Here is a 19,482-nt window from a genome sequence, read left to right on the forward strand (position 1 = left end):
TTGCGGCGATCCTGCTGGGTTGAGTGAAGGCTCAGGGCCTTACGCGCTTGGTCCGGGCGGGACAAGCTGCCCGTCGAGCCAGTGTTTCAGAAGATGGTGGGCGACGGCCATGGGCGGGGGCGCAATGAAAGGCGCGGCGGGATCATTGGAGAGGGCGGCGCGCACCCCGGCAGCATCGCACCAGAAGGCATGTTCGATTTCCGTTTCATCCAGCGTCAACGCGTCATCCTGCGCCTGACCGATGCAGGCGATCATCAGCGAGGATGGGAAGGGCCAGGGCTGGCTCATGACATAGCGGACGGAATGGACGGTGACGCCTGCTTCCTCCTTGATTTCGCGGGCGACCGCTTCCTCGATCGTTTCGCCCGGCTCGATGAAACCGGCGAGCGCGGAATAGAAGCGCTCCGGCCAGCCGTGCTGCCGCCCGACCAGCACCCGTCCGTCATGTTCGGCCAGCATGATCGCCACGGGGTCGACGCGCGGAAAATGCTCCGCATTGCAGGCGCTGCACCGCCGCGCCCAGCCCGCCTTTTCAGGATGAGTCGGCGACCCGCAAACGGCGCAGAAGCGATGGCGGGCATGCCAGTGGACCAGGCTGCGCGCCGTGCCATATAGCGCGACTTCGTGCGCGGGCAGTTCGTTCGCGACGGCGCGGCTCCGCTCTGTCGGGAAAAAACCGCCCTCCACCCCAGCCGATAGACGGACAAAGACCGGGCGCTGGCTTTCGTCGAGACCGAGCAGCACATGGTCCTGCGCCTGCGCGCCCGGCTCCGGCGCTGTCATAACCAGATGCCCGTCCGCCGTGACGGGATCGAGGCCATCAAGCACCACCAGCCGCGCTTCAGGCGATGCAAACGCCTGCGCAACCAGTTCCGGGCGGGTGCGGATATGATCGGCCCGGTCGATTTGCCCTCCAACGAACCCAAGCTGTTCGCGGCGCAGGCCGCTGCGGTCATGCATCTTGCCTACTCTCCTTCATCGCAGCCTCTGCCGCCCGGCGGAACAGGGTGGGAAGCCCTGCCTCTGCAATCTGTTCCAGCGGCCACCATTCGCCGTCGCCCGGCGGCGCGACGTCCAGCGGCAGATGCGTCACATGCACGGTCAGGTTCAGCGAAAAATGCGTGAAGACATGGGCCACTGGGTCAGCAAGCGTCGTCCATCCTGCGGCCAGCGGCGGGGCGGCGTCAGGCGCGGCGCTCCAGTCCGATGACGGCAGCGCCCGCATCCCGCCCAGCAGACCCTTGGCGGGACGACGGACTAGCCAGACGTGGCCATCGGCTCGCTCAATCCACCAACCATGACCCAGGCGGTGCGGGCGTGGCTTCTTGGCCAGCCTGACCGGAAAGGCGGCGGGATCGGCGGTGCGAAAGGCGGCGCAATCTTCTCGTAACGGGCAGATGCCGCAGGCAGGATTGCGCGGCGTGCAGATGGTCGCGCCCAAATCCATCATCGCCTGCGCAAAGTCACCCGCGCGGCTGTCGGGGGTGATGCGGCCCGCCGCCGCGCGAATCTCTGGCCGGGCGGCAGGCAACGGCGTTTCGATGGCAAAGAGCCGCGCCACCACCCGTTCGACATTGGCGTCCACCACGACCGCACTGTGGCCAAAGGCGATCGCGGCGACGGCGGCGGCGGTATAGTCGCCTATGCCGGGCAACGCTCGCAGGCCTTCTTCGGTCGATGGGAAAGCGCCGCCATGGTCCGCCGCGACGACGCGGGCGCAGGCGAGCAGGTTGCGAGCCCGCGCATAATAGCCCAGCCCGGCCCATGCCGCCATCAGGTCGGCATCCTGCGCCCCGGCAAGTGCATCGACTGTCGGCCAGCGTTCCGTGAATTTCGTGAAATAGGGGATGACCGCGGCCACCGTCGTCTGCTGCAGCATGACTTCGGAAAGCCACACGCGATAGGGGTCGGCGGCGTTGCTTCCCGGCGGCGCGCGCCAGGGCAGGCGGCGCGCGTGAAGGTCATAATGCGCCAGCAGGTCCCCGGCGATTTTTGTGTGAGTCCCCTCGACGCGCATGGCGGCGCTATGCCATTAAGCGAGCGATGACGGAACGCCCCGCAACGCCGAAAATGAAAAACCGCGATGCCAAGGGCAACGACCGTCCCCGCGTGGGCGGACCACGGCAGATTGCCGACCTGATGCCGCAGATCGGCGCCGCCGCGTTTCGCAAATTCGGGTTCGTCCAATCCAGCATCGTGACGCGCTGGGCCGAAATCGTGGGCGGGCATTATGCCGACATTTCCGCGCCCGAATCGATCCGCTTCCCAGTGGGCAAGAAAGCAGGCGGCACGCTGCAACTGACGGTGATGAGCGGCCATGCGCCGATGATCCAGCATGTGCTGCCCGACATCATCGAACGAGTGAACCGATTTTTTGGCTATGCCGCCGTGGCCAAGATCGCGATGCGTCAGGGCGAAGTGCGTCCCACGCCTTGCGAGCGCCGCCCGCCCCCCCGCAACCTGAAGCCCGTGCCGGTGGAACTGGGCGACTCGCTGCGCGGCATCGGCGACCCTGAACTGCGTGCTGTGCTGGAATCGCTGGCTCAGGGGCTTGCCAATTCCAACGGCTTGCCCAAAATCAGGTGACAGATGCTTCGGCTGCCATTCAGGGTGCGCACTATATGGTTCGGCATATGAGAAAATTTCTCCTGCCCCTGACGGTAGCGGTCGTCCCTACCGCCCTCGCCGCAGCCCCGGCGGCGAATTGGACCAATCAAGTGAGCCTGTCGCCGATCGGCGGCCATGTGCTGGGCAACCCGGCAGCGCCCGCCAAGCTGGTCGAATATGTCAGCTACACGTGCAGCCACTGCGCCCATTTCGTGGCGGAGGCGAGCGGGCCGCTCAAGACCGGCTATGTGCACGGTGGCAAGGTCAGCGTGGAGGTCCGCAATGCGGTGCGCGACAAATATGATCTGACCGCTGCCCTGCTTGCGCGGTGCGGCGGGCCAAAGCGTTTCTTCGGCAATCACGAGGCCCTGTTCGCCAACCAAAATGCATGGATGGAAAAGCTGCAAGTCTATGATCGCGATGCCGCCAAGCCGCAGGATCAGAAGGCGGCGCTGCGCGACATCGGGCAGAAGACCGGGCTCTATGCCCTGATGGCGAAGCGCGGCTTCACGCCTGCGCAACTCAACGCATGTATCGGCAATGCAGCGTCGATGAAGCAGATAGTGGCGATGACCGATGAAGCCTGGAAAAAGGTGAAGATCGGCGGCACGCCCGCCTTCACCATCAATGGGGCACTGGCTGGCGGATCGAGCTGGACGGACTTGCGCGCCGCATTGCCGACCACCGCGCAGTAAACTAAACAAGCCGAACGACACGCCCACAAGCGGAGCTGAATTACGTGAAAGCCCTTCCCGGACTCGCCCTGATCGCCCTTTCCCTGACCCTGACCGCCTGCGGCAAGACGGATGCGGGCAATTCGACCGCCGCCGGCCCCGTGGACGCCGTTGCGGCCCCCGCCGGAACCAGTTGGTCATCGACGGTGACGGCCACGCCAGACGGCAACTTCGTCATGGGCAACCCGCAGGCGAAGGTGAAGCTGCTGGAATTCGCGTCCTACACATGCAGCCACTGCCGCGACTTCGCCGCCGAAGCATCGGACGAAATCCGCAAGATCGTTGACACCGGCAAAATGAGCTATGAGCTGCGCAATTTCGTGCGCGATCCGATCGACATTTCCACATCGCTGCTGGCGCGCTGCGGCGGCAAGGACCTGTTCTACCCGCTGTCCGACCAATTTTTCGCCAACCAGAATGCGATGTTCGAAAAAGCGCAGGGCTTGGGCGACGCGAAATATCAGCAGTTGATGAGCGCGCCACCGGCTCAGCGCTTCGGTCAGCTCGCCGATGCCATCGGCCTCATCGATTTCGCCAAGCAGCGCGGCATCGCCGAAGATCAGGCTAAGCAATGCCTGGCTGACACCGCCGCCGCGGAAAAACTGGCCAAGGGCGTCGAAACCGCGAGTTCGGAATATAAGATCGAAGGGACGCCGACTTTCATCCTGAACGGCACCGTGCTGGAAAACACCGCAAATTGGGCAACGTTGCAGCCCAAGCTGAAGCAAGCGGGTCTTTGATTGTCATCCGGGGGGCTGACATTCCATTGTTCCTGTTCAGCAGGGGGCGCGGTTACGCAACCCTGCCCTGAAGTCGTCTTGTGCAGATAAAGCGGCTCAAACTATCCGGGTTCAAGAGTTTCGTGGACCCCACGGAGCTGCGGATCGAACCGGGGCTGACAGGCATTGTCGGCCCCAATGGTTGCGGCAAGTCCAACCTGCTGGAAGCCATAAGATGGGTGATGGGCGAATCCAGCGCCCGGTCGATGCGCGGCGGGGGCATGGAAGATGTGATCTTCGCGGGCACATCCACCCGGCCGCAGCGCGACTTTGCCGAAGTGTCGCTGCTGACGGTGCAGGAACAGGGTGAGCTGTTCAACGCCGTTGAAGTCGGCGCTGATGGCGAGCTGGAGGTTACGCGCCGGATCGAGCGCGGCGCGGGCAGCGCCTATCGCGCCAATGGCCGCGATGTCCGGGCCAAGGATGTCACGCTGATCTTCGCCGACGCCGCCACCGGGCCGCACAGCCCGGCGCTGGTCAGCCAGGGGCGCATCGCCGCCGTCATCGCCGCCCGACCGCAGGAACGGCGCGCCATGCTGGAAGAGGCGGCGGGTATTTCCGGCCTGCACGTCCGCCGCAGGGATGCCGAGCAAAAGCTGCGCGCTGCCGAAGCCAATCTGGTCCGGCTGGACGAAATCCTGTCCGATATGGAGGCGCGGGCCAACAGCCTGCGCCGCCAGGCCAAGGCCGCCGAACGCTACATCCGCCTATCGGAACAAATACGCAGCGCGGAAGGACGGGTGCTGTTCGCCCGCTGGCGCGAGGCAGCGGCCAGCGCCGAGGCTGCGCGGACGGAGGCGAAGGAGGCGGAGAATGCCGTCATCGAGGCGCAGGAAGCGCAGCGCGCCGCCGCCGTCCACGCCAATGCGGCGATGGAGGAACTGGCCCACAGGCGCGCGGCGGCGCAGGTCGCTCGCGATGAGGCGAGTGAGGCAGGACATAAGCTGGCCGCGTTGCGGTCGGAGCGCGACGGCGTGGTGCGGCGGCTGCATGACCTGGCGCAGCAGGCGGACCGGCTGGAAGAAGACCGTCTGCGCGAAGGCGCGCTGGCCAATGACGCGGCGGAGGCGATCACGCGCCTTGGCGATGAAGCCAGGAAGCTGAAAGCGCGGATCGCGGAAACCGAAGCGATACGCCCCGACTTTGCCGCCCGCATCGCCAGGGCCGAGGATGCAGCGCGCGACGCCGAACTGGAATTGGCGAAGGCAATGGCGCGCCAAGCGGGGGAGCAGGCGGAACTGCGCGTTGCCGAAGCCGCCTTGACCGCAGCCCGCAGCCAGATGGAGCGGGCGGAGCGGGATGCCGCGCGGCTGGAGGCCGAGGCGGCGGCGCTGCCGGATATCGCGCCTTTCAAGCAAAAGGGCGCAGACGCGCAGGCCGAACAGCAACGCGCGTCCGCCGATCGCGACAGCGCCGAAGCGGCGATTCGACAGGCCGACGCCGCGCGCCAGACCGCCGCCGAAGGCCGGGCCACCGCCGAATCCACATTGGCGGCGGCGCGGGCCGCGCTGGCTGCGCTGGATAGCGAGGCAGCGGCGATCCGGCGCACGGTCGACGGCGGCGGCAACGGACATGTGCGGGCGCTGGACCGGCTGAAGGCCAGGCCCGGCTATGAGAGGGCCTTGGCCGCCGCTCTGGGCGACGATCTGGAAGCGGGGATCGGGGATGATGGCACGCGGCGCTGGGCGGGGGCCGTTCCGCTCGACAGTGATCCGCCTCTGCCCTCCGGTTGCTCGTCGCTTGCCGATCATGTCACCGCGCCTGCTGAACTCAGCCGCAGGCTGGCGCAGATCGCAGTCGTTGAGAGGGATGAGGGACAGCCGCTGGCCACAGGTCAGCGGCTGGTGACCAAGGACGGCCAGATGCGCCGATGGGATGGCTATGTCGCGGCGGAAGGCGGCGCGGCGGCGGCGGAACGGCTGATCCGGCTCAACCGATTGGAAGCGATTCTGGCCGCCCACCCCGCCGCGCAAGCCGAGGTCGAGGCGGCGCGCGCGGCGCAAGACGCAGCAACGACCCGCGAACGCGACTCCGCGCAGGCGCTCGCCGACGGGCGCGCTGCGCTCTCGAACGCCGAGCAACGGCTGCGCACAGCCCTGCGCGCAGGCGACGAAGCGGCGACGGCGCTGGAACGACTGTCGGGACGCCGCGAAGCCATCGAAGAACGGCTCACCCAGGCACGTGCCGATTTGAGCGCTGCACAGGCTGAACATGACCAGGCGCAGGCAGCCCGTGCTGCCATGTCCGACGGCGCGGAAACGCGCGCGCTGGTCGCGTCGCTATTGCAGCAGAGTGAAAGGGCGCGGACGTCGGTTGGCCAGCTTCAGGCAGATCAGGCGCTGGCCGACCGTGCGCTGGCCGCCGACCGTGAACGCATGGCCGCCGCCGACGCCGAAGCGAAGGGCTGGCGCGCGCGCGCCGGGGAAGCCGCCAAGCGAATCGGCGCGATGGTCGAGCGTGGCGAAGCCTTGGCAAAGGAACGCTCCGACATCGCTGATGAGCCCGACCGGGTCGCCGCCGCGATTGCGCAGCTGAGCGAACGGGATAGCGGGCTGGCGCAGGCGGCCGAAACAGCGCGCCTTGCGGAAGCGGAGGCGCAGGTCGCCTTGCGCGTCGCGGAAAGCCACGCTGCGCAGGCGGGGGAAAAACTCGCCGAGGCACGTGAGCGGCGTGCCACGACCGTTGCCCGCGCCGAAGCGGCGGACGAAAAGCGGATCGAAGCGACCCGCCTGTCAGGTGAACGTTTCGAATGTCCGCCACCGCTGCTGCCGGAAAAGCTGGGCTTCGCGAGCGCCGAAGTGCGGATAGCGCAGACGGAGCAGGCGGACCATGACCGGCTGTCGGCAGAGCGCGAACGCATCGGGCCGGTCAATCTGGTGGCAGCGCAGGAGCTGGAAGAGCTGGAGACGACGCAGGCCACGAGCCGCGCCGAAAGCGAGGAACTGACGCAGGCGATCAACCGGCTGCGCGGGTCGATCGGCAGCCTCAACCGCGAAGGTCGGCAGCGGCTGCTCGCCGCTTTTGAAGCGGTGGACGGGCATTTCCGTCGGCTGTTCACCACCTTGTTCAACGGCGGCCAGGCGCATCTGGAACTGATCGACAGCGACGACCCGCTGGAAGCGGGCTTGGAAATCATGGCGCAGCCGCCGGGCAAGAAACTGGCCGCGCTGACGCTGTTATCCGGCGGCGAACAGGCGCTGACAGCGGTTGCTCTGATCTTTGGATTGTTCCTGACCAACCCGGCGCCGATTTGCGTGCTGGACGAAGTGGACGCCCCGCTGGACGACGCCAATGTCGAGCGTTTTTGCGACCTTCTGGACGCGATGGTGGCCCAAACGGACACGCGCTACCTGATCGTCAGCCATAATGCGGTTACGATGGCGCGGATGCACCGGCTGTTCGGCGTGACCATGGTGGAGCGCGGCGTCAGCAGGCTGGTGTCCGTCAATCTGGGCGGAGCCGAGGCGCTGCTGGCGGCGGAGTGAGCGGGTAGGATCTGCTCCTGTGATTTTCAGGACCACAGCTTCATTCGGCGGAATAGACCGCGCTGGTTCATCGGCTCCAGCATTTCATCAGGACCTTCCGGGTCCAATACCTCATGGTCGGCCAGCCAGGTCTGCACATCGTTGAGATCGGGCGTGACATAGGGGCGCAGGGTGCGGCCCGGCTTGTCCCGCAGTTCCTCAATCCCGGCGACCAGCCCGCGCTCGGCGATGACGGCAGCCACGCGCTCGACCGGCAGATCGAGATGTTCGGCAATCAGGTCATCTCGGATCGACAGAATGGTTGCTTCCTGCCCGGCATTGGCGGGCAGGCTGGCGTCGATGGTCACGTCGCACTCGGTATCCAGCCGCAACGAGCGGTTGTTCATGTTGGACGAACCCACGCGGATCACGCGATCATCGACGATCAATATCTTGGCATGGACATAGATCGGCTCCCCCCGGACGGTGAAGGGATGATAGATGCGCAACCGACCGTGAATGTCGCGGGCGCGCAATGCTTCCACCAACCTGGCGCGGGCCGTGTCCATGGCCTGTTGTTCCAGCCAGCCGTCCGCCTGTTCCGGGTTGATGATGACGATGTCGGGACCATCCGGTTCGCCAAGCCGCGCCGCCAGCGCTTCGGCAATGCGGCGGGAGGCGAAATATTGGCTTTCGGCATAGATGGACCGCTTCGCCGAGGCGATCTGGTTGAGGTAGAGCCGCTCTATTTCCAGCACCGGCTGCTGGTCATCCATTTCCGGCGCGGAGCGGGAAATGGCGACATCCACCTTTTCGAACTGCACGGGCAGCGCTTCGGGCCAGCAATCATGCTCGCCCTCTATGCGGGCCAGCTCACCGCCCCCAGCCTTGCTCCAGCGCGCGCGGGCATGATCACCCAGCACCATGGCAACATCCCCCTGCAGAGCGGTGGTCGCGTCGTGCCAGGGGCCATAGGGGTCGCCGTCGGGATGCCGACGGTTGGGGTCGGCGTCGCGATGATGGCGCGTGTCCCATCGATCGGCGGTCATGTCGATGCCGCCGCAAAAGGCGAAACAATCGTCGATCACCACGATCTTCTGGTGATGCGATGCGGCGGGTGGATGATGGCTGTCCAGCTTCACACGGATGCGCTTGTGCGTCATCCACTTGACCGTGGTGAACAGGTTGGTGGGTTGCACCATCGACTTCATCGCGCCCACGTCCCAGCGCAGCAGGAATATCTCCAGTTCCGGCGTCTGTTCGACCAGCCAGCTGATGAAATCGCCAATGATGACGGGCGCATCATCCTTTGCCTCATCCTGACGAATCAGGCTGATCGCGGCGTCGAAATCCCAGCCGATCAGCATGATCCGCCGCTTGGCCTTCATCATCGCGGCGCGGGCATGGCGGAAATAGCATTCAGCGTCGATGATGACGCTGGCGCGTTCGGCGCGGGCGATGCGCCAGCAATCGTCGCTTTCGCGCGGGGCGGTCATGCGCTGCCCACGACCAGGCAGCCCAGGAACATCAGCAGCCCGGCAAAGCGATTGGACCGAAATTTGCGGAGAGGGTCGACGCCGTCCTCCTTCAAGGTTGCCGCCTGCCAGGCGAGGTGAACGGCCACGGGCAGGAGCGCCACAAGCGCCAGAAGCTGCGGCCTTACCTGCCAGAGCGCGGCGACCCAAAGCGTGAGCGCGACAATATAGCAGAGCGATACGCCCGCACGGACGTGTCGGCCCATCGACAGGGCGCTCGACCCGATGCCGATCAACGCGTCATCCTCCCGGTCCTGCAGCGCATAGATGGTGTCATAACCCACGACCCAGAAAATCGTGCCACAATAGAGCAGCAGGCCCGGTGCCGTCAGCACGCCCATAACCTCGCTCCACCCGACCAGCGCTGCCCAGGAAAAGACGAGGCCGAGCCACAGCTGGGGCCAGCCGGTGATCCGTTTCATGAAAGGATAGGCGGCGACCAGCGCCAGACTGCCCAGCGCGACAACTTGCGCGGACAGACGCAGCTGATGCAGGACGACAAGGCCGATCAGGCACAGCAGGATCAGCCATGCCCAGGCCATGTTGAGGGATATCGCCCCGCTTGCCAACGGGCGCGCTGCCGTGCGCGCCACCTTTCTATCCAGATCGCGGTCGACAATGTCGTTGAACACGCACCCCGCGCCGCGCATCGCGATGCTGCCGATCAACAGCCACAGGATGAGCGGCCAGCGTTCGCCCACGCCGCCCGCCAGCGCCGTCGCCCATGCGCCCGGCCAGAAGAGCAGCCACCAACCAATCGGACGGTCAAAACGCGCGAGCAGCGCCAGCGCCCGCGGCGTTTCCGGCAGCCGGGCGAGCAGGCCCCGCGCCTGCGTGTCGGGAACTATGCTGTCACTCAACGTCACGCTCGCTTGTGGAAGGGCCGTTCTTCCTCTTTAGAGAAATGGAAGGGTTCGACAAGCTCAGCCCGAACGGAGTGCAAGGATATGACCGCAACCCCCGCCTGGCCGCCGCAAAGCGCCCCGCGCCTGCATGTCGAAACGCAGTTGGGCGAAGGCGTGGCTGTGCCGGTCGATGGCAATCCGGCCCATTATCTGATCAGCGTCATGCGGATGAAGCCCGATGACATCGTGCTGCTGTTCGACGGACGGTCAGGCGAATGGGCGGCACGGGTGCGGGACATGCGCAAGCGCGACCTGGTGCTGGAATGCGTGCAACAAACCAGGCCGCTGGACGATGTGCCCGATTTCTGGCTGTGTTGCGCGCCCATCAAAAAGGGGCGCATCGATCTGATCGCGGAAAAGGCTTGCGAACTGGGCGTTGCCAGGCTGCAGCCCGTGCTGACGCGTCGGGCGGTCGTGGACAAGCTCAACCTTGACCGGCTGCACGCGCATCTGGTCGAAGCGGCGGAGCAATGCGGGCGGACGGCGCTGCCGGAACTGAGCGCGCTCATCAAGCTGGACGCCCTGCTGCGCGACTGGCCGCAGGAACGCTGGCTGTTCTTTGCCGATGAAAGTGGAGGGCAGCCACTGGCAACCAGTCTGGCCGCCCATCCCGGCCCGGCGGCGTTCCTGATCGGTCCCGAGGGCGGGTTCGACCCAGCCGAACGCGACGCCATCCGCGCATTGCCAAAGGCGGTGCCAGTGTCGCTCGGCCCCCGAATCCTCAGGGCGGAAACGGCGGCAATCGCGGCGACAAGCGCATGGATGACGATCAACGGCGATTGGGGCGAACGCGATCGGCCCGCGATCACGGCGTGGCTGAGAGCGCCTTTTCAAGGGATCTGACGCGGTCGTCCGATTATCGCGCTCATTAGCAGAAAATGGCCGTCTTATACTTTTACACATGGTTGCAGACGCCTTATATCGACCGCGACGTCATCGAGTGGCGTTGGCTCGATGTGGCATGGGATCTAGCGCCCAGTTTCCACGGAAGGCGGAACTGGGCTTTTTTTAAGATCGGAAAAGCGAAGATAATGAACAATCCTAATGCCAATGCAGCCAATGATATTGCAGCACACTTTCACTCGTTCACGAATCTGACCGCTCATGCGCAAACTGGCCCGTTGGTCATTACTCGCGGCGACGGGATCTTCGTGGAAGACGACAAGGGCAATCGCTATCTTGAGGCGATGTCGGGCCTGTGGTGCGCGTCGCTCGGCTTCAGCAATGAACGTCTTGCCAAGGCGGGCAGCGATGCCCTGTACCAGCTGCCTTATTATCACACGTTCACCGGGCGCTCGAATCCGGCTGCGGCGGCACTTGCCAGCAAACTGATATCGATGGCGCCGGTGCCGATGTCGAAGGTATTCTTCGCCAATAGCGGCTCTGAAGCGAACGATACCGCGGTAAAGCTGATCTGGTATTATAATAATGCGATTGGCCGGCCGGAAAAGAAGAAGATCATCGGACGCATCAACGCCTATCATGGCGTGACCGTCGCTGCCGCAAGCATTGGCGGGATTCCGGTCAATCATCGCGATTTCGACCTGCCGATCCACAATATCATGCACGTCGATTGTCCGCACCATTTCCGCTACGCGCAGCCGGGGGAAAGCGAAGAGGATTTCGCCACCCGCCTGGCCGACAATCTTGAAAAGCGCATTTTGCAGGAAGGTCCCGAAACGGTCGCTGCATTCTTTGCCGAACCCGTCATGGGTGCAGGTGGCGTCATCGTCCCGCCCGCCACATATTTCGAAAAGGTGCAAAAGGTACTGGCGAAGTACGACGTGCTTCTGGTCGCCGATGAAGTCGTGTGCGGCTTTGGCCGGACCGGCGAGATGTTCGGATCCACCACTTACGGAATGAAGCCCGACATCATCAACACCGCAAAGGCGCTGTCGTCGGGCTACGCACCCATCTCAGCGGTGATGGTCAATGAGAAGATTTTTTCGGCCATCGCGGAAAACAGCGGCAACATCGGCACTTTTGGTCATGGCTTCACCTATTCGGGCCATCCGGTCAGCTGCGCGATCGCGCTCGAAACGCTGAATATCTATGAAGAGGATAACATCCTCGCGCATGTCAAATCCCTGACACCGCAATTCCAGAAGGGTTTGCGCAGCTATGAAGGTCGCAAATTCGTCGGCGAAGTTCGCGGAGTGGGGCTCATCGGCGCCATCGAGCTGTTCGCGGACCCCGCGAACCGCGTCGCCTTCGATCCGGCGGCAAAGGCCGGCACGCGGGTCGTGGAAATCGGGCTGGAACAGGGCATCATCGTGCGGGCTTTGGGCGATATAATGGTCCTGTGCCCACCGCTCATCATCACGTCCGAGGAATTGGACGATCTGTTCGAGCGCTTCGCCCGGACCATGGACATTTTCGAAAAGAGCTTCGCGTAACGGCATCGCCCCCGACAAGCAGCTGTGCCATGCACAGCTAAGCGGTCGGGGGCGACTGACCTATCGCGGCTTATGGCGGGTCCCGCGATGTTGAAGGCGCGACATCGCAGCGCCTCTCTCGACCGCCAACAGTAGATGACAAGCCAAAGGGCAGGCACAGGCCGTGGCCCGTGCGCTGCCTTCCGGTAACGGACTAGCCCTTAGGAATAACGGCTGATGGCAAGGTCAGCGGTTTCGATTTCTGGCTTCCGACCGCCGATAATATCCGCGATCACCTGCCCCGAACCGCAAGCCATGGTCCATCCCAATGTGCCATGGCCGGTATTGAGGAAGAGATTGGGAATATTCGTGCCGCCGATGACCGGCGTGCTGTCGGGCGTCATCGGCCGCAGTCCTGACCAGAAGGTCGCCGCACCGAGGTCGCCCGCGCCCGGAAAGAGCGAGCCCACCGAATATTCGAGCGTATCCCGCCGCGCCTTGGGCAGCCCCTTGGAATAGCCCGAAAGCTCCGCCATGCCGCCAACCCTGATCCGGTCGCCCAGTCGCGTGATTGCGACCTTGTAGCTTTCATCCAGCAAAGTCGAAACCGGGGCGCGGGGTTCATCGACGATCGGCACGGTGATCGAATAACCCTTCACCGGATAGACCGGCAACCTGATCCCCAGAGGTGCCAACAGCAGCGGCGAGTAGCTGCCAAGCGCCACCAGATAGGTATCGGCCTGAACCCGCCCCTGATCCGTTTCGACATGGCTGACCTTGCCGTCGTTCGTCGCGATCCGCGCAATGGTCCGACCGTTAAGGAAGGTCACGCCGCTGGCTTTCGCCATCTCGGCCAAGGCATTGGTGAACTTGAAACAATCGCCGGTTTCATCATTGGGAAGCCGCAGCCCCCCCGCCAGCGGAATGTCGCTACTGGCGAGGCCAGGTTCGGCCGCGATGCAGCCTGCCGGGTCCAGTACTTCGAACGGCACGCCATCGGCCTTCAGCACCGCAATATCCTTGGCGATGCCGTCGAGCTGCTTCTGCTCGCGGAACAACTGCAACGTTCCCTGGCTACGCTCATCATAAGCGATGCCGGTTTCCGTCCGCAGGTCGATCAGCCGGTCACGACTATATTCCGCGAGCCGCACCATCCGGCTCTTGTTGATCGCATAGGACCGCTCATTGCAGTTGCCCAGCATCGCTGTCATCCAGCGCAGCATCGCCATATCCATTTGCGGGCGCAAAATCAGCGGGGCATGCTTCATGAATAGCCAGCGCAATGCCTTCATCGGGATCCCCGGCGCGGCCCAGGGCGAGGCATAGCCCGGAGAAATCTCCCCCGCATTGGCAAAGCTGGTTTCCAGCGCCGGGCCGTCCTGCCGGTCGATCACGGTCACTTCGTGCCCCGCCTGCGCAAGATACCAGGCGGACGTTACACCAACGACTCCGCTGCCCAGAATAGCGACCTTCATGCCATTATGCTCCGTTTCTGATCGACCCGCTCCGCCACGACAAGTTCGCGGCGATAGCGGCGACCCAATTGGGTCAGGATTTCATAGGAAATGGTGCCCGCGTCCGTGGCGACATCGTCGATCGTCTGGTGAGGACCGATCAATTCCACCGCTGCGCCGGGATAAATCAGTTCGGCAGGCACATGGGTCACGTCCAGCGTGATGCTGTCCATCGACACCCGCCCGGCGATCGGCACGCGGATGCCCGCGATAAAGACCGACCCGCTATTGCTCAGATGCCGGGGCCAGCCATCGGCATAGCCGACCGGGATGGTCGCGATCCGGCTTTCGCGCTCGCACTTGTGGGTCAGGCCATAGCCCACACCAGCACCCGCGGCGATGGTCCGCACCTGCACGATCCGGGCTTCCAGGGCGACGACGGCGCGCAACGGGCGCGCGCCGGTTTGCGCCACGCCGCCATAAAGCGCGATGCCGGTCCTGACGATGTCGAAATGTCCGCGCGGCAGGAAACTGCCACCGCTATTATCGAGCGAGCGGGGCACATCGGGGAAATGCCGGGTCAGCGCTTCGAAATTAGCGGTTTGCTGCGCGTTAAAGGCGGAGTCCAGCTCATCGCCGCAGGCCAGATGGCTCATGATCAGCCGGACGTCGATCCCCGCGAGCCGTTCAGGCTGATCGGCCAGGACGGCGACCTCCTCCGGTGGCAGACCAAGGCGCGCCATGCCGCTATCGACCTGAAGCGCGGCTGGCAGCGGCTGGCCCATCCGGTGCGCCAAGGCGCTCCACCGTTCGATCTGGTCGAGCGAGTTGAGCACCGGCGTCGCCCCGATGGCAGCGCATTGCGCTTCGGCACCGGGCTGCAATCCGTTGAGGACGAACAACGGCACATCGGCGGGCAAGGCGGGCTTCAGCGCAATGGCCTCACCCAGTTGCGCCACAAAGAAATGGCGGCAATTCGCCTTCAGCAATGTCTGCGCGACAAGCTCTGCGCCGATGCCATAACCATCGGCCTTGACCACCGCCGCGACCGACGCTGGCGCGACCTGCCGTTGAAGCGCGCGATAATTTTCAGTCAGCGCATCCAGATCGATGCGCAACACGGCTCCGGCACTATCCGCACATTGCATGGCGCTTCCCTTCACAGGAATATTATCGCCATAATCCGTGGATATATTCCCAAAATGTCGAATAATCGTCTAAGATAGTGATAATTTTAGTGGATCATTCGCAGGATATGCAGAATGTTGAAATCAGTCGACGGCACGGACCGGGCCATCATCCGGGCCTTAAGGCTCAACGCTCGCCGTGCGAATTCGGAAATCGCGGCGGAAGTCGGCCTGTCGCCATCGGCCTGTCACCGCCGTATCCGCATGCTGGAGGATGCCAACGTCATTCGCGGCTATACAGTAATCACCAGCGCGCTGGACGCCGAGGCGCGCGGGGTCGATGTGCTGGTGCAGGTGACGCTGGAACGGCAGACAGAGGACTATCTCGCCCGGTTTGAACATGCGGTGCGGCAATGCCCGGAAATACGCGAATGTTTCCTGATGACCGGCGGCGTGGATTATTGGCTGCGCGTCCAGACCGACAGTGTGGAATCCTATGAAGCCATCCATAGCGAGCTATTGTCACGCATGCCCGGTGTGACCCGCATCAGCAGCAGCATCGCCATGCGAGACGCGCTGCGCCCGCCGCGAACGAAGAGGCGTTAGCAGCCACGGGACATCGCGACTTTACGAAAGCGCTTTGCCTCCTATGATAACCGGCAAAATGGGAGGATGTAGTGGACAAGGCGCAAATCGAAGCGAAGGCGGCGGAGCGTCTGGTTTCCGGGCAGGCGTGGGACGATTTCTGCGACGTGCTGAAAGTGGCGGGTCGGTTGATCGACGAATATGGCAGCCAGCCGTCCGACCTGGATCGCGCGGAATATTATCGCTTCCTGTCCCGCGTCGCGCGATCAAGCCTGGAACGACTGGTCGAAAATGCAGAACCAACGCGCCCTCGTCTGCGCGACATGGTCTGGCGGCAGTCGATCAACGTGCAATGCCCTGACCACGACCATCTGATGTGCCAGTTTGACGAGGCGCGCGACTACCGTATCGTAGGGACGCGCGGCACGATCCCCTATTTTGTCATGGCCGTTCTGACAGCACCAGTGCCCGGCGATGCCGCCGCGCGGGACTGGGCGCCGGAGGGGGTCGATGGGCTGAAGGCATTCGATCCTTCCAACCTTAAAACAACCGCTTTCCTGGGCAGTCAGCAGCTTCATGTCGAAGATGACGGCTCATTCGAAGTCATCCTGTCACAGGATGATCCGGGCGAAGGCAAGAACTGGCTGAAGCTGAACGCCGATACCAATTGCATCCTCATCCGCCTGGTCTGGCATGAGCGGGGCAAGGAAGTCGCGCCGGTCATGCGGATCGAGCGGATGGATGAAGCACAGCCCCTGCCCATCACCCCGGCGCTGATGGCCAACAACCTCGCCTGGGCGGCGCAGGGCGTGCTGGGCTATGCCGAACTGGTGCGCAACTGGTGGCAGGGCGGGCAGGGCGATTTCGCGTCCAAGCCCAATCGGCTGGACTATAGCCGGGCGCAATATCTGTCGAACGGTGGCGTCCCCGACCGGCACTTCGCTTTCGGCAGCTGGCAGGTGGAGGGGGACGAAGCGCTCGTGCTCGAATTCACGCCGCCCGAATGCGAATATTGGAACTTCCAACTGTGCAACATCTGGCAGGAAAATCTCGACACGTTTGAAGATGGCGGCGGTTACGTCACCAAGTTCAAGCGAGTGCAGGAAGCGGACGGGACCGTGCGCATCGTCATTGCGGCGCGCGACCCCGGCATCGGGGGCAACTGGGTCGACACGTTCGGCCATGACAAGGGCATGTGGGGCTTGCGCCTGATCCGCACGGAAAAGACGGCACCGGTAAAGCTGTGGCGCGTGCCGCTGACCACGCTGGAGGCACGGGGCAACCAGGCGCTCGATCCGGCGTTGGCGGTCGACACCGGCCAATTCGTGGACTGAACCATGGCTGTATTATCCCTGGACCATGTCAATATCCGCACGGCCGACGTTCCGGCGACCACGGCCTTTTTCCGCGACCTGCTGGGGTTGCGCGCCGGGATCGCGCCCGGCGCATCCTCCATCGATCAGGGCTGCTGGATCTATGACGGACAGGACCGACCCATTGTCCATATCGGGCCGGTCGATGCCACCTATCCCAGCGACGGCATTGCGCCCTTCACCCCGGCGCGGGGCGGCGGGTCGGTTCACCACGTGGCGCTGGAATGCGATGGCTATGAAGAAATGGCTGCGAGGCTGAAGGACGCAGGGCTGGCGACGGCGCAGAGCGACATCCCCTCCATCGGCCTGCGACAGCTGTTCGTGACCGAAGCCAACGGCATCCTGCTCGAACTCAACTTTCGGGAGGATTGATCATGCTGGGTCCGTCCGACCTGGTTTTGTGCGGCCCGCCGATTGCTCATATTCCGTTGCTTGACCGGCTAGCCCCGGCGCAAAAGGCCGGGTTCGCGGCGGTTTCGGTCACGCCGGGGGATTTGTGGGCGCTGGACGAACAAGGCGTTTCCCTGCGCGACCTGTCAGTTCGTCTATCTGACCACGGCCTGCAATTGGCGGAGGTCGATTGCATCGGCTGCTGGCTGCCGTCCCACGCCCATGCGCCCGCCGATGCGCGCTTTCGCGAGTTGCTCCTGACCCTGACACCTGAACGGGTGATCGATCTGGCGGCGCAGGCGGGCGCGCGATCTGTCGTGGCGGTCGAGATGATGGGCGTGACGCCTTCATTGGATGAGGCAGCCGAAGCATTCGCGCGCATCTGCGATCTGGCGGCGGAGCATGACCTGCCGGTGCATATCGAATTCCTGCCCTTTGGCGGCATCGCCGACCTCGCCGCCGCGTGGGCCATCGTCGAAGCTGCCGGGCGACCCAATGGCGGATTGACACTCGACAGCTGGCACCTTTTCCGCAGCGGTTCGACGCTGCAGCAACTTGCGGCGATACCCGGCGAACGCATCTTCACCGTGCAGATCAACGACGCACCGGCCCGTCCGGGCGCGGACCTGTTTGAAGAAACGATGACGGGCCGACTGCTGCCGGGCGAAGGCGACTTTGATCTAACCGGCTTCATCCGCACGCTCGACCAGATTGGAAGCAGGGCACCGATCGGCGTCGAAGTCTTTTCCCAGACGCAGGCGGGGGCGACGATGGATCAAATATCAATGGCCTGGGCATCCAGCGCGCGGGCGACAATCGAAAAGGCGAGGAACAGTGATGAGCGATGACGGTCAGCGGATTGGCGCGGCAGTGGTGGGCACGGGCTTTGGCCTGTTCACCCATGTCCGCGCCCTGCGTGAGGCAGGCTTCGAAGTGCGCGCCATCGTTGGTCGGAACCGGGAACGCACCGCGCAACGCGCCGCACCGCTGGGCATTCCGCTGGCGTCGGACAATCTGGAACAGGTGCTGGCTGACGATCCCGCGATCCGGCTGGTGACCGTGGCCACGCCGCCCCATGCGCACTACACGCCCGTCATGCAGGCGATCGCCGCCGGACGTGCGGTGATGTGTGAAAAGCCCTTTGCCAGGGATCTGGACCAGGCACGGGAAATGCTGGCTGCGGCGGAAAAGGCGGGCGTCGTCCATGGGTTGGGCGCGGAATTCCGTTTCGACAGCGCGCAGGCGCTGCTGCGCCGTGTCGTCAAGGACGGGCTGATCGGTGATCCGCTGATGTTCAGCCGCATCTACCAGCAGCCGGGCCAGGGCGAGGATGAACCGCTGGCCGACTGGTGGACGGACGCCAGCCAGGGCGGCGGCTTCCTGGGCGCGTTCGGCACTCACATGATTGATCAACTGCTGTCCACGCTTGGCCCCATCAAGGCGGTAAGCGCGATACTGCGCAAGCTGGCAACCACGCGGCCCGACATGACGTCGGATGATTTTTATAACGTCCAGTTCGTCACCGAGGGCGGTTGTAAGGGGGTGATCGAGGCCGCAATGAACTTCCCCGGCCCGTTCGTCATGGCGACCAAGGTCGCTGGCACAAAGGGTGCGGCCTGGATCCAGTCGGGTGCGGCCTTTGGCGATCCAGAGGAAGTCTGGCTGAAGGACGCGCAGGGCGCGCGACGGATCGACATGCCCGCCGAACTGATCAACCCCGCGCCCGAACCCTTTCCCGTGACCGAACTCATCCAGACCGAGATGGACCGTTGGCATACGCAGGGCTTCGACGTCGCGCCCTATGCCAAGCTGTTCGGCCAGATGAAGGCGCGAATGACCGGCACCGCGCCGCCGCTCCCCGATGAAGGCGGCACCTTCCATGACGCCGCAGCCGGTCAGGCGGTGCTCGATGCGGCACGGCGCTCCGCCGCCGAGGGCCGCTGGGTCGAAGTGGAGGCGGTTTAGACACCCCCTTCGCTTCCCCCCGTCCTCGCCGTCTGTGAGCGGCATCAGCATTGCAGCGAATTCATCGGCTGGTTCTGCAGGAACTGGCGAATACCCCATCCGTGCGCACCGTGATCCTGGTCGCACCCTTCCCAAAGTTCCGCCGCTGACGCGGATGGTCTATAACGAACTCGAGGTCGTTAAGAGCGG

At 64.2% G+C, this 19,482-nt stretch carries 17 protein-coding genes; 11 read left to right on the forward strand and 6 right to left on the reverse strand.

Annotated elements, in window-relative coordinates:
- Positions 1-39: 39 nt before the first annotated feature.
- Together nudC and FHS54_RS04080 are read right to left on the reverse strand one after the other, a co-directional pair.
- Complete coding sequence (nudC, locus tag FHS54_RS04075) at positions 40-960, reverse strand: NAD(+) diphosphatase (protein ID WP_167302477.1); 921 nt, start codon at positions 958-960, stop codon at positions 40-42.
- A complete protein-coding gene (locus FHS54_RS04080) occupies positions 953-2,017 on the reverse strand; it encodes an A/G-specific adenine glycosylase (RefSeq protein WP_167302478.1) in 1,065 nt (354 codons plus the stop codon). The genes nudC and FHS54_RS04080 overlap by 8 nt, the downstream gene beginning before the upstream one ends.
- A gap of 26 nt (positions 2,018-2,043) precedes the next feature.
- Between FHS54_RS04080 and FHS54_RS04085 the strand changes: the two genes are divergently transcribed.
- The 4 genes from FHS54_RS04085 (at position 2,044) to smc (ending at position 7,605) form a co-directional block, all read left to right on the forward strand.
- Complete coding sequence (locus FHS54_RS04085; RefSeq protein ID WP_167302479.1) at positions 2,044-2,586, forward strand: DUF721 domain-containing protein; 543 nt, start codon at positions 2,044-2,046, stop codon at positions 2,584-2,586.
- 47 nt (positions 2,587-2,633) lie between these two features.
- On the forward strand, positions 2,634-3,302 hold the full coding sequence (locus FHS54_RS04090; RefSeq protein ID WP_167302480.1) for a thioredoxin domain-containing protein: 669 nt from the start codon (positions 2,634-2,636) through the stop codon (positions 3,300-3,302).
- A gap of 44 nt (positions 3,303-3,346) precedes the next feature.
- Complete coding sequence (locus FHS54_RS04095; protein ID WP_167302481.1) at positions 3,347-4,081, forward strand: thioredoxin domain-containing protein; 735 nt, start codon at positions 3,347-3,349, stop codon at positions 4,079-4,081.
- 80 nt (positions 4,082-4,161) lie between these two features.
- Complete coding sequence (gene smc, locus FHS54_RS04100) at positions 4,162-7,605, forward strand: chromosome segregation protein SMC (protein ID WP_167302482.1); 3,444 nt, start codon at positions 4,162-4,164, stop codon at positions 7,603-7,605.
- Positions 7,606-7,631: 26 nt separating this feature from the next.
- Here the strand turns inward: smc and FHS54_RS04105 are convergent, their stop codons facing one another.
- Both FHS54_RS04105 and ubiA read right to left on the reverse strand, forming a co-directional pair.
- The gene (locus FHS54_RS04105; RefSeq protein ID WP_167302483.1) at positions 7,632-9,080 is read right to left on the reverse strand and encodes a phospholipase D-like domain-containing protein; all 1,449 of its coding nucleotides are present in this window, start codon (positions 9,078-9,080) and stop codon (positions 7,632-7,634) included.
- Complete coding sequence (ubiA, locus tag FHS54_RS04110) at positions 9,077-9,979, reverse strand: 4-hydroxybenzoate octaprenyltransferase (protein WP_167302484.1); 903 nt, start codon at positions 9,977-9,979, stop codon at positions 9,077-9,079. The genes FHS54_RS04105 and ubiA overlap by 4 nt, the downstream gene beginning before the upstream one ends.
- Positions 9,980-10,066: 87 nt before the next feature.
- Between ubiA and FHS54_RS04115 the strand changes: the two genes are divergently transcribed.
- Both FHS54_RS04115 and FHS54_RS04120 read left to right on the forward strand, forming a co-directional pair.
- The gene (locus tag FHS54_RS04115; protein ID WP_167302485.1) at positions 10,067-10,867 is read left to right on the forward strand and encodes a 16S rRNA (uracil(1498)-N(3))-methyltransferase; all 801 of its coding nucleotides are present in this window, start codon (positions 10,067-10,069) and stop codon (positions 10,865-10,867) included.
- Between the two features lie 188 nt (positions 10,868-11,055).
- The gene (locus FHS54_RS04120; RefSeq protein ID WP_167302486.1) at positions 11,056-12,420 is read left to right on the forward strand and encodes an aspartate aminotransferase family protein; all 1,365 of its coding nucleotides are present in this window, start codon (positions 11,056-11,058) and stop codon (positions 12,418-12,420) included.
- A 200-nt stretch (positions 12,421-12,620) separates the two neighbouring features.
- Here FHS54_RS04120 and FHS54_RS04125 read toward each other — a convergent pair whose 3' ends face one another.
- Together FHS54_RS04125 and alr are read right to left on the reverse strand one after the other, a co-directional pair.
- Positions 12,621-13,874 (reverse strand): D-amino acid dehydrogenase, encoded by a 1,254-nt coding sequence (locus FHS54_RS04125; protein ID WP_167302487.1) that lies wholly within the window; start codon positions 13,872-13,874, stop codon positions 12,621-12,623.
- On the reverse strand, positions 13,871-15,001 hold the full coding sequence (alr, locus tag FHS54_RS04130; protein ID WP_167302488.1) for an alanine racemase: 1,131 nt from the start codon (positions 14,999-15,001) through the stop codon (positions 13,871-13,873). The genes FHS54_RS04125 and alr overlap by 4 nt, the downstream gene beginning before the upstream one ends.
- Before the next feature lie 114 nt (positions 15,002-15,115).
- On the opposite strand from alr, the gene FHS54_RS04135 reads away from it, so the two are divergent.
- The 5 genes from FHS54_RS04135 to FHS54_RS04155 all read left to right on the forward strand — a co-directional run bounded on the left by FHS54_RS04135 (position 15,116) and on the right by FHS54_RS04155 (position 19,293).
- Positions 15,116-15,586 carry an Lrp/AsnC family transcriptional regulator gene (locus tag FHS54_RS04135; protein ID WP_167302489.1) on the forward strand — a complete coding sequence of 157 codons (471 nt, stop codon included), beginning with the start codon at positions 15,116-15,118 and terminating at the stop codon, positions 15,584-15,586.
- A gap of 71 nt (positions 15,587-15,657) precedes the next feature.
- Positions 15,658-16,899 (forward strand): DUF1214 domain-containing protein, encoded by a 1,242-nt coding sequence (locus FHS54_RS04140; protein ID WP_341785930.1) that lies wholly within the window; start codon positions 15,658-15,660, stop codon positions 16,897-16,899.
- 3 nt (positions 16,900-16,902) lie between these two features.
- Positions 16,903-17,310: a VOC family protein gene (locus FHS54_RS04145; protein ID WP_167302490.1), complete on the forward strand. Its 408-nt coding sequence runs from the start codon at positions 16,903-16,905 to the stop codon at positions 17,308-17,310.
- 2 nt (positions 17,311-17,312) lie between these two features.
- Positions 17,313-18,176, forward strand: a complete 864-nt coding sequence (locus tag FHS54_RS04150) for a sugar phosphate isomerase/epimerase family protein (RefSeq protein WP_167302491.1) — start codon at positions 17,313-17,315, stop codon at positions 18,174-18,176.
- Complete coding sequence (locus FHS54_RS04155; protein WP_167302492.1) at positions 18,166-19,293, forward strand: Gfo/Idh/MocA family protein; 1,128 nt, start codon at positions 18,166-18,168, stop codon at positions 19,291-19,293. Before FHS54_RS04150 ends, FHS54_RS04155 begins: the two co-directional genes overlap by 11 nt.
- The last annotated feature ends 189 nt before the right edge of the window (positions 19,294-19,482 follow it).

It is taken from the genome of Sphingobium vermicomposti, assembly GCF_011762025.1.
GTDB classification, from domain to species: Bacteria; Pseudomonadota; Alphaproteobacteria; order Sphingomonadales; family Sphingomonadaceae; genus Sphingobium; species Sphingobium vermicomposti.

Coding starts and splice junctions, on each gene's coding strand:
- alr (WP_167302488.1), bottom strand. CDS start 15,001: ATGCAATGTGCGGATAGTGCCGGAGCCGTGTTGCGCATCGATCTGGAT.
- FHS54_RS04080 (WP_167302478.1), bottom strand. CDS start 2,017: ATGCGCGTCGAGGGGACTCACACAAAAATCGCCGGGGACCTGCTGGCG.
- FHS54_RS04115 (WP_167302485.1), top strand. CDS start 10,067: ATGACCGCAACCCCCGCCTGGCCGCCGCAAAGCGCCCCGCGCCTGCAT.
- FHS54_RS04150 (WP_167302491.1), top strand. CDS start 17,313: ATGCTGGGTCCGTCCGACCTGGTTTTGTGCGGCCCGCCGATTGCTCAT.
- FHS54_RS04120 (WP_167302486.1), top strand. CDS start 11,056: ATGAACAATCCTAATGCCAATGCAGCCAATGATATTGCAGCACACTTT.
- FHS54_RS04145 (WP_167302490.1), top strand. CDS start 16,903: ATGGCTGTATTATCCCTGGACCATGTCAATATCCGCACGGCCGACGTT.
- FHS54_RS04135 (WP_167302489.1), top strand. CDS start 15,116: ATGTTGAAATCAGTCGACGGCACGGACCGGGCCATCATCCGGGCCTTA.
- FHS54_RS04125 (WP_167302487.1), bottom strand. CDS start 13,874: ATGAAGGTCGCTATTCTGGGCAGCGGAGTCGTTGGTGTAACGTCCGCC.
- FHS54_RS04090 (WP_167302480.1), top strand. CDS start 2,634: ATGAGAAAATTTCTCCTGCCCCTGACGGTAGCGGTCGTCCCTACCGCC.
- nudC (WP_167302477.1), bottom strand. CDS start 960: ATGCATGACCGCAGCGGCCTGCGCCGCGAACAGCTTGGGTTCGTTGGA.
- FHS54_RS04085 (WP_167302479.1), top strand. CDS start 2,044: ATGACGGAACGCCCCGCAACGCCGAAAATGAAAAACCGCGATGCCAAG.
- FHS54_RS04105 (WP_167302483.1), bottom strand. CDS start 9,080: ATGACCGCCCCGCGCGAAAGCGACGATTGCTGGCGCATCGCCCGCGCC.
- FHS54_RS04155 (WP_167302492.1), top strand. CDS start 18,166: ATGAGCGATGACGGTCAGCGGATTGGCGCGGCAGTGGTGGGCACGGGC.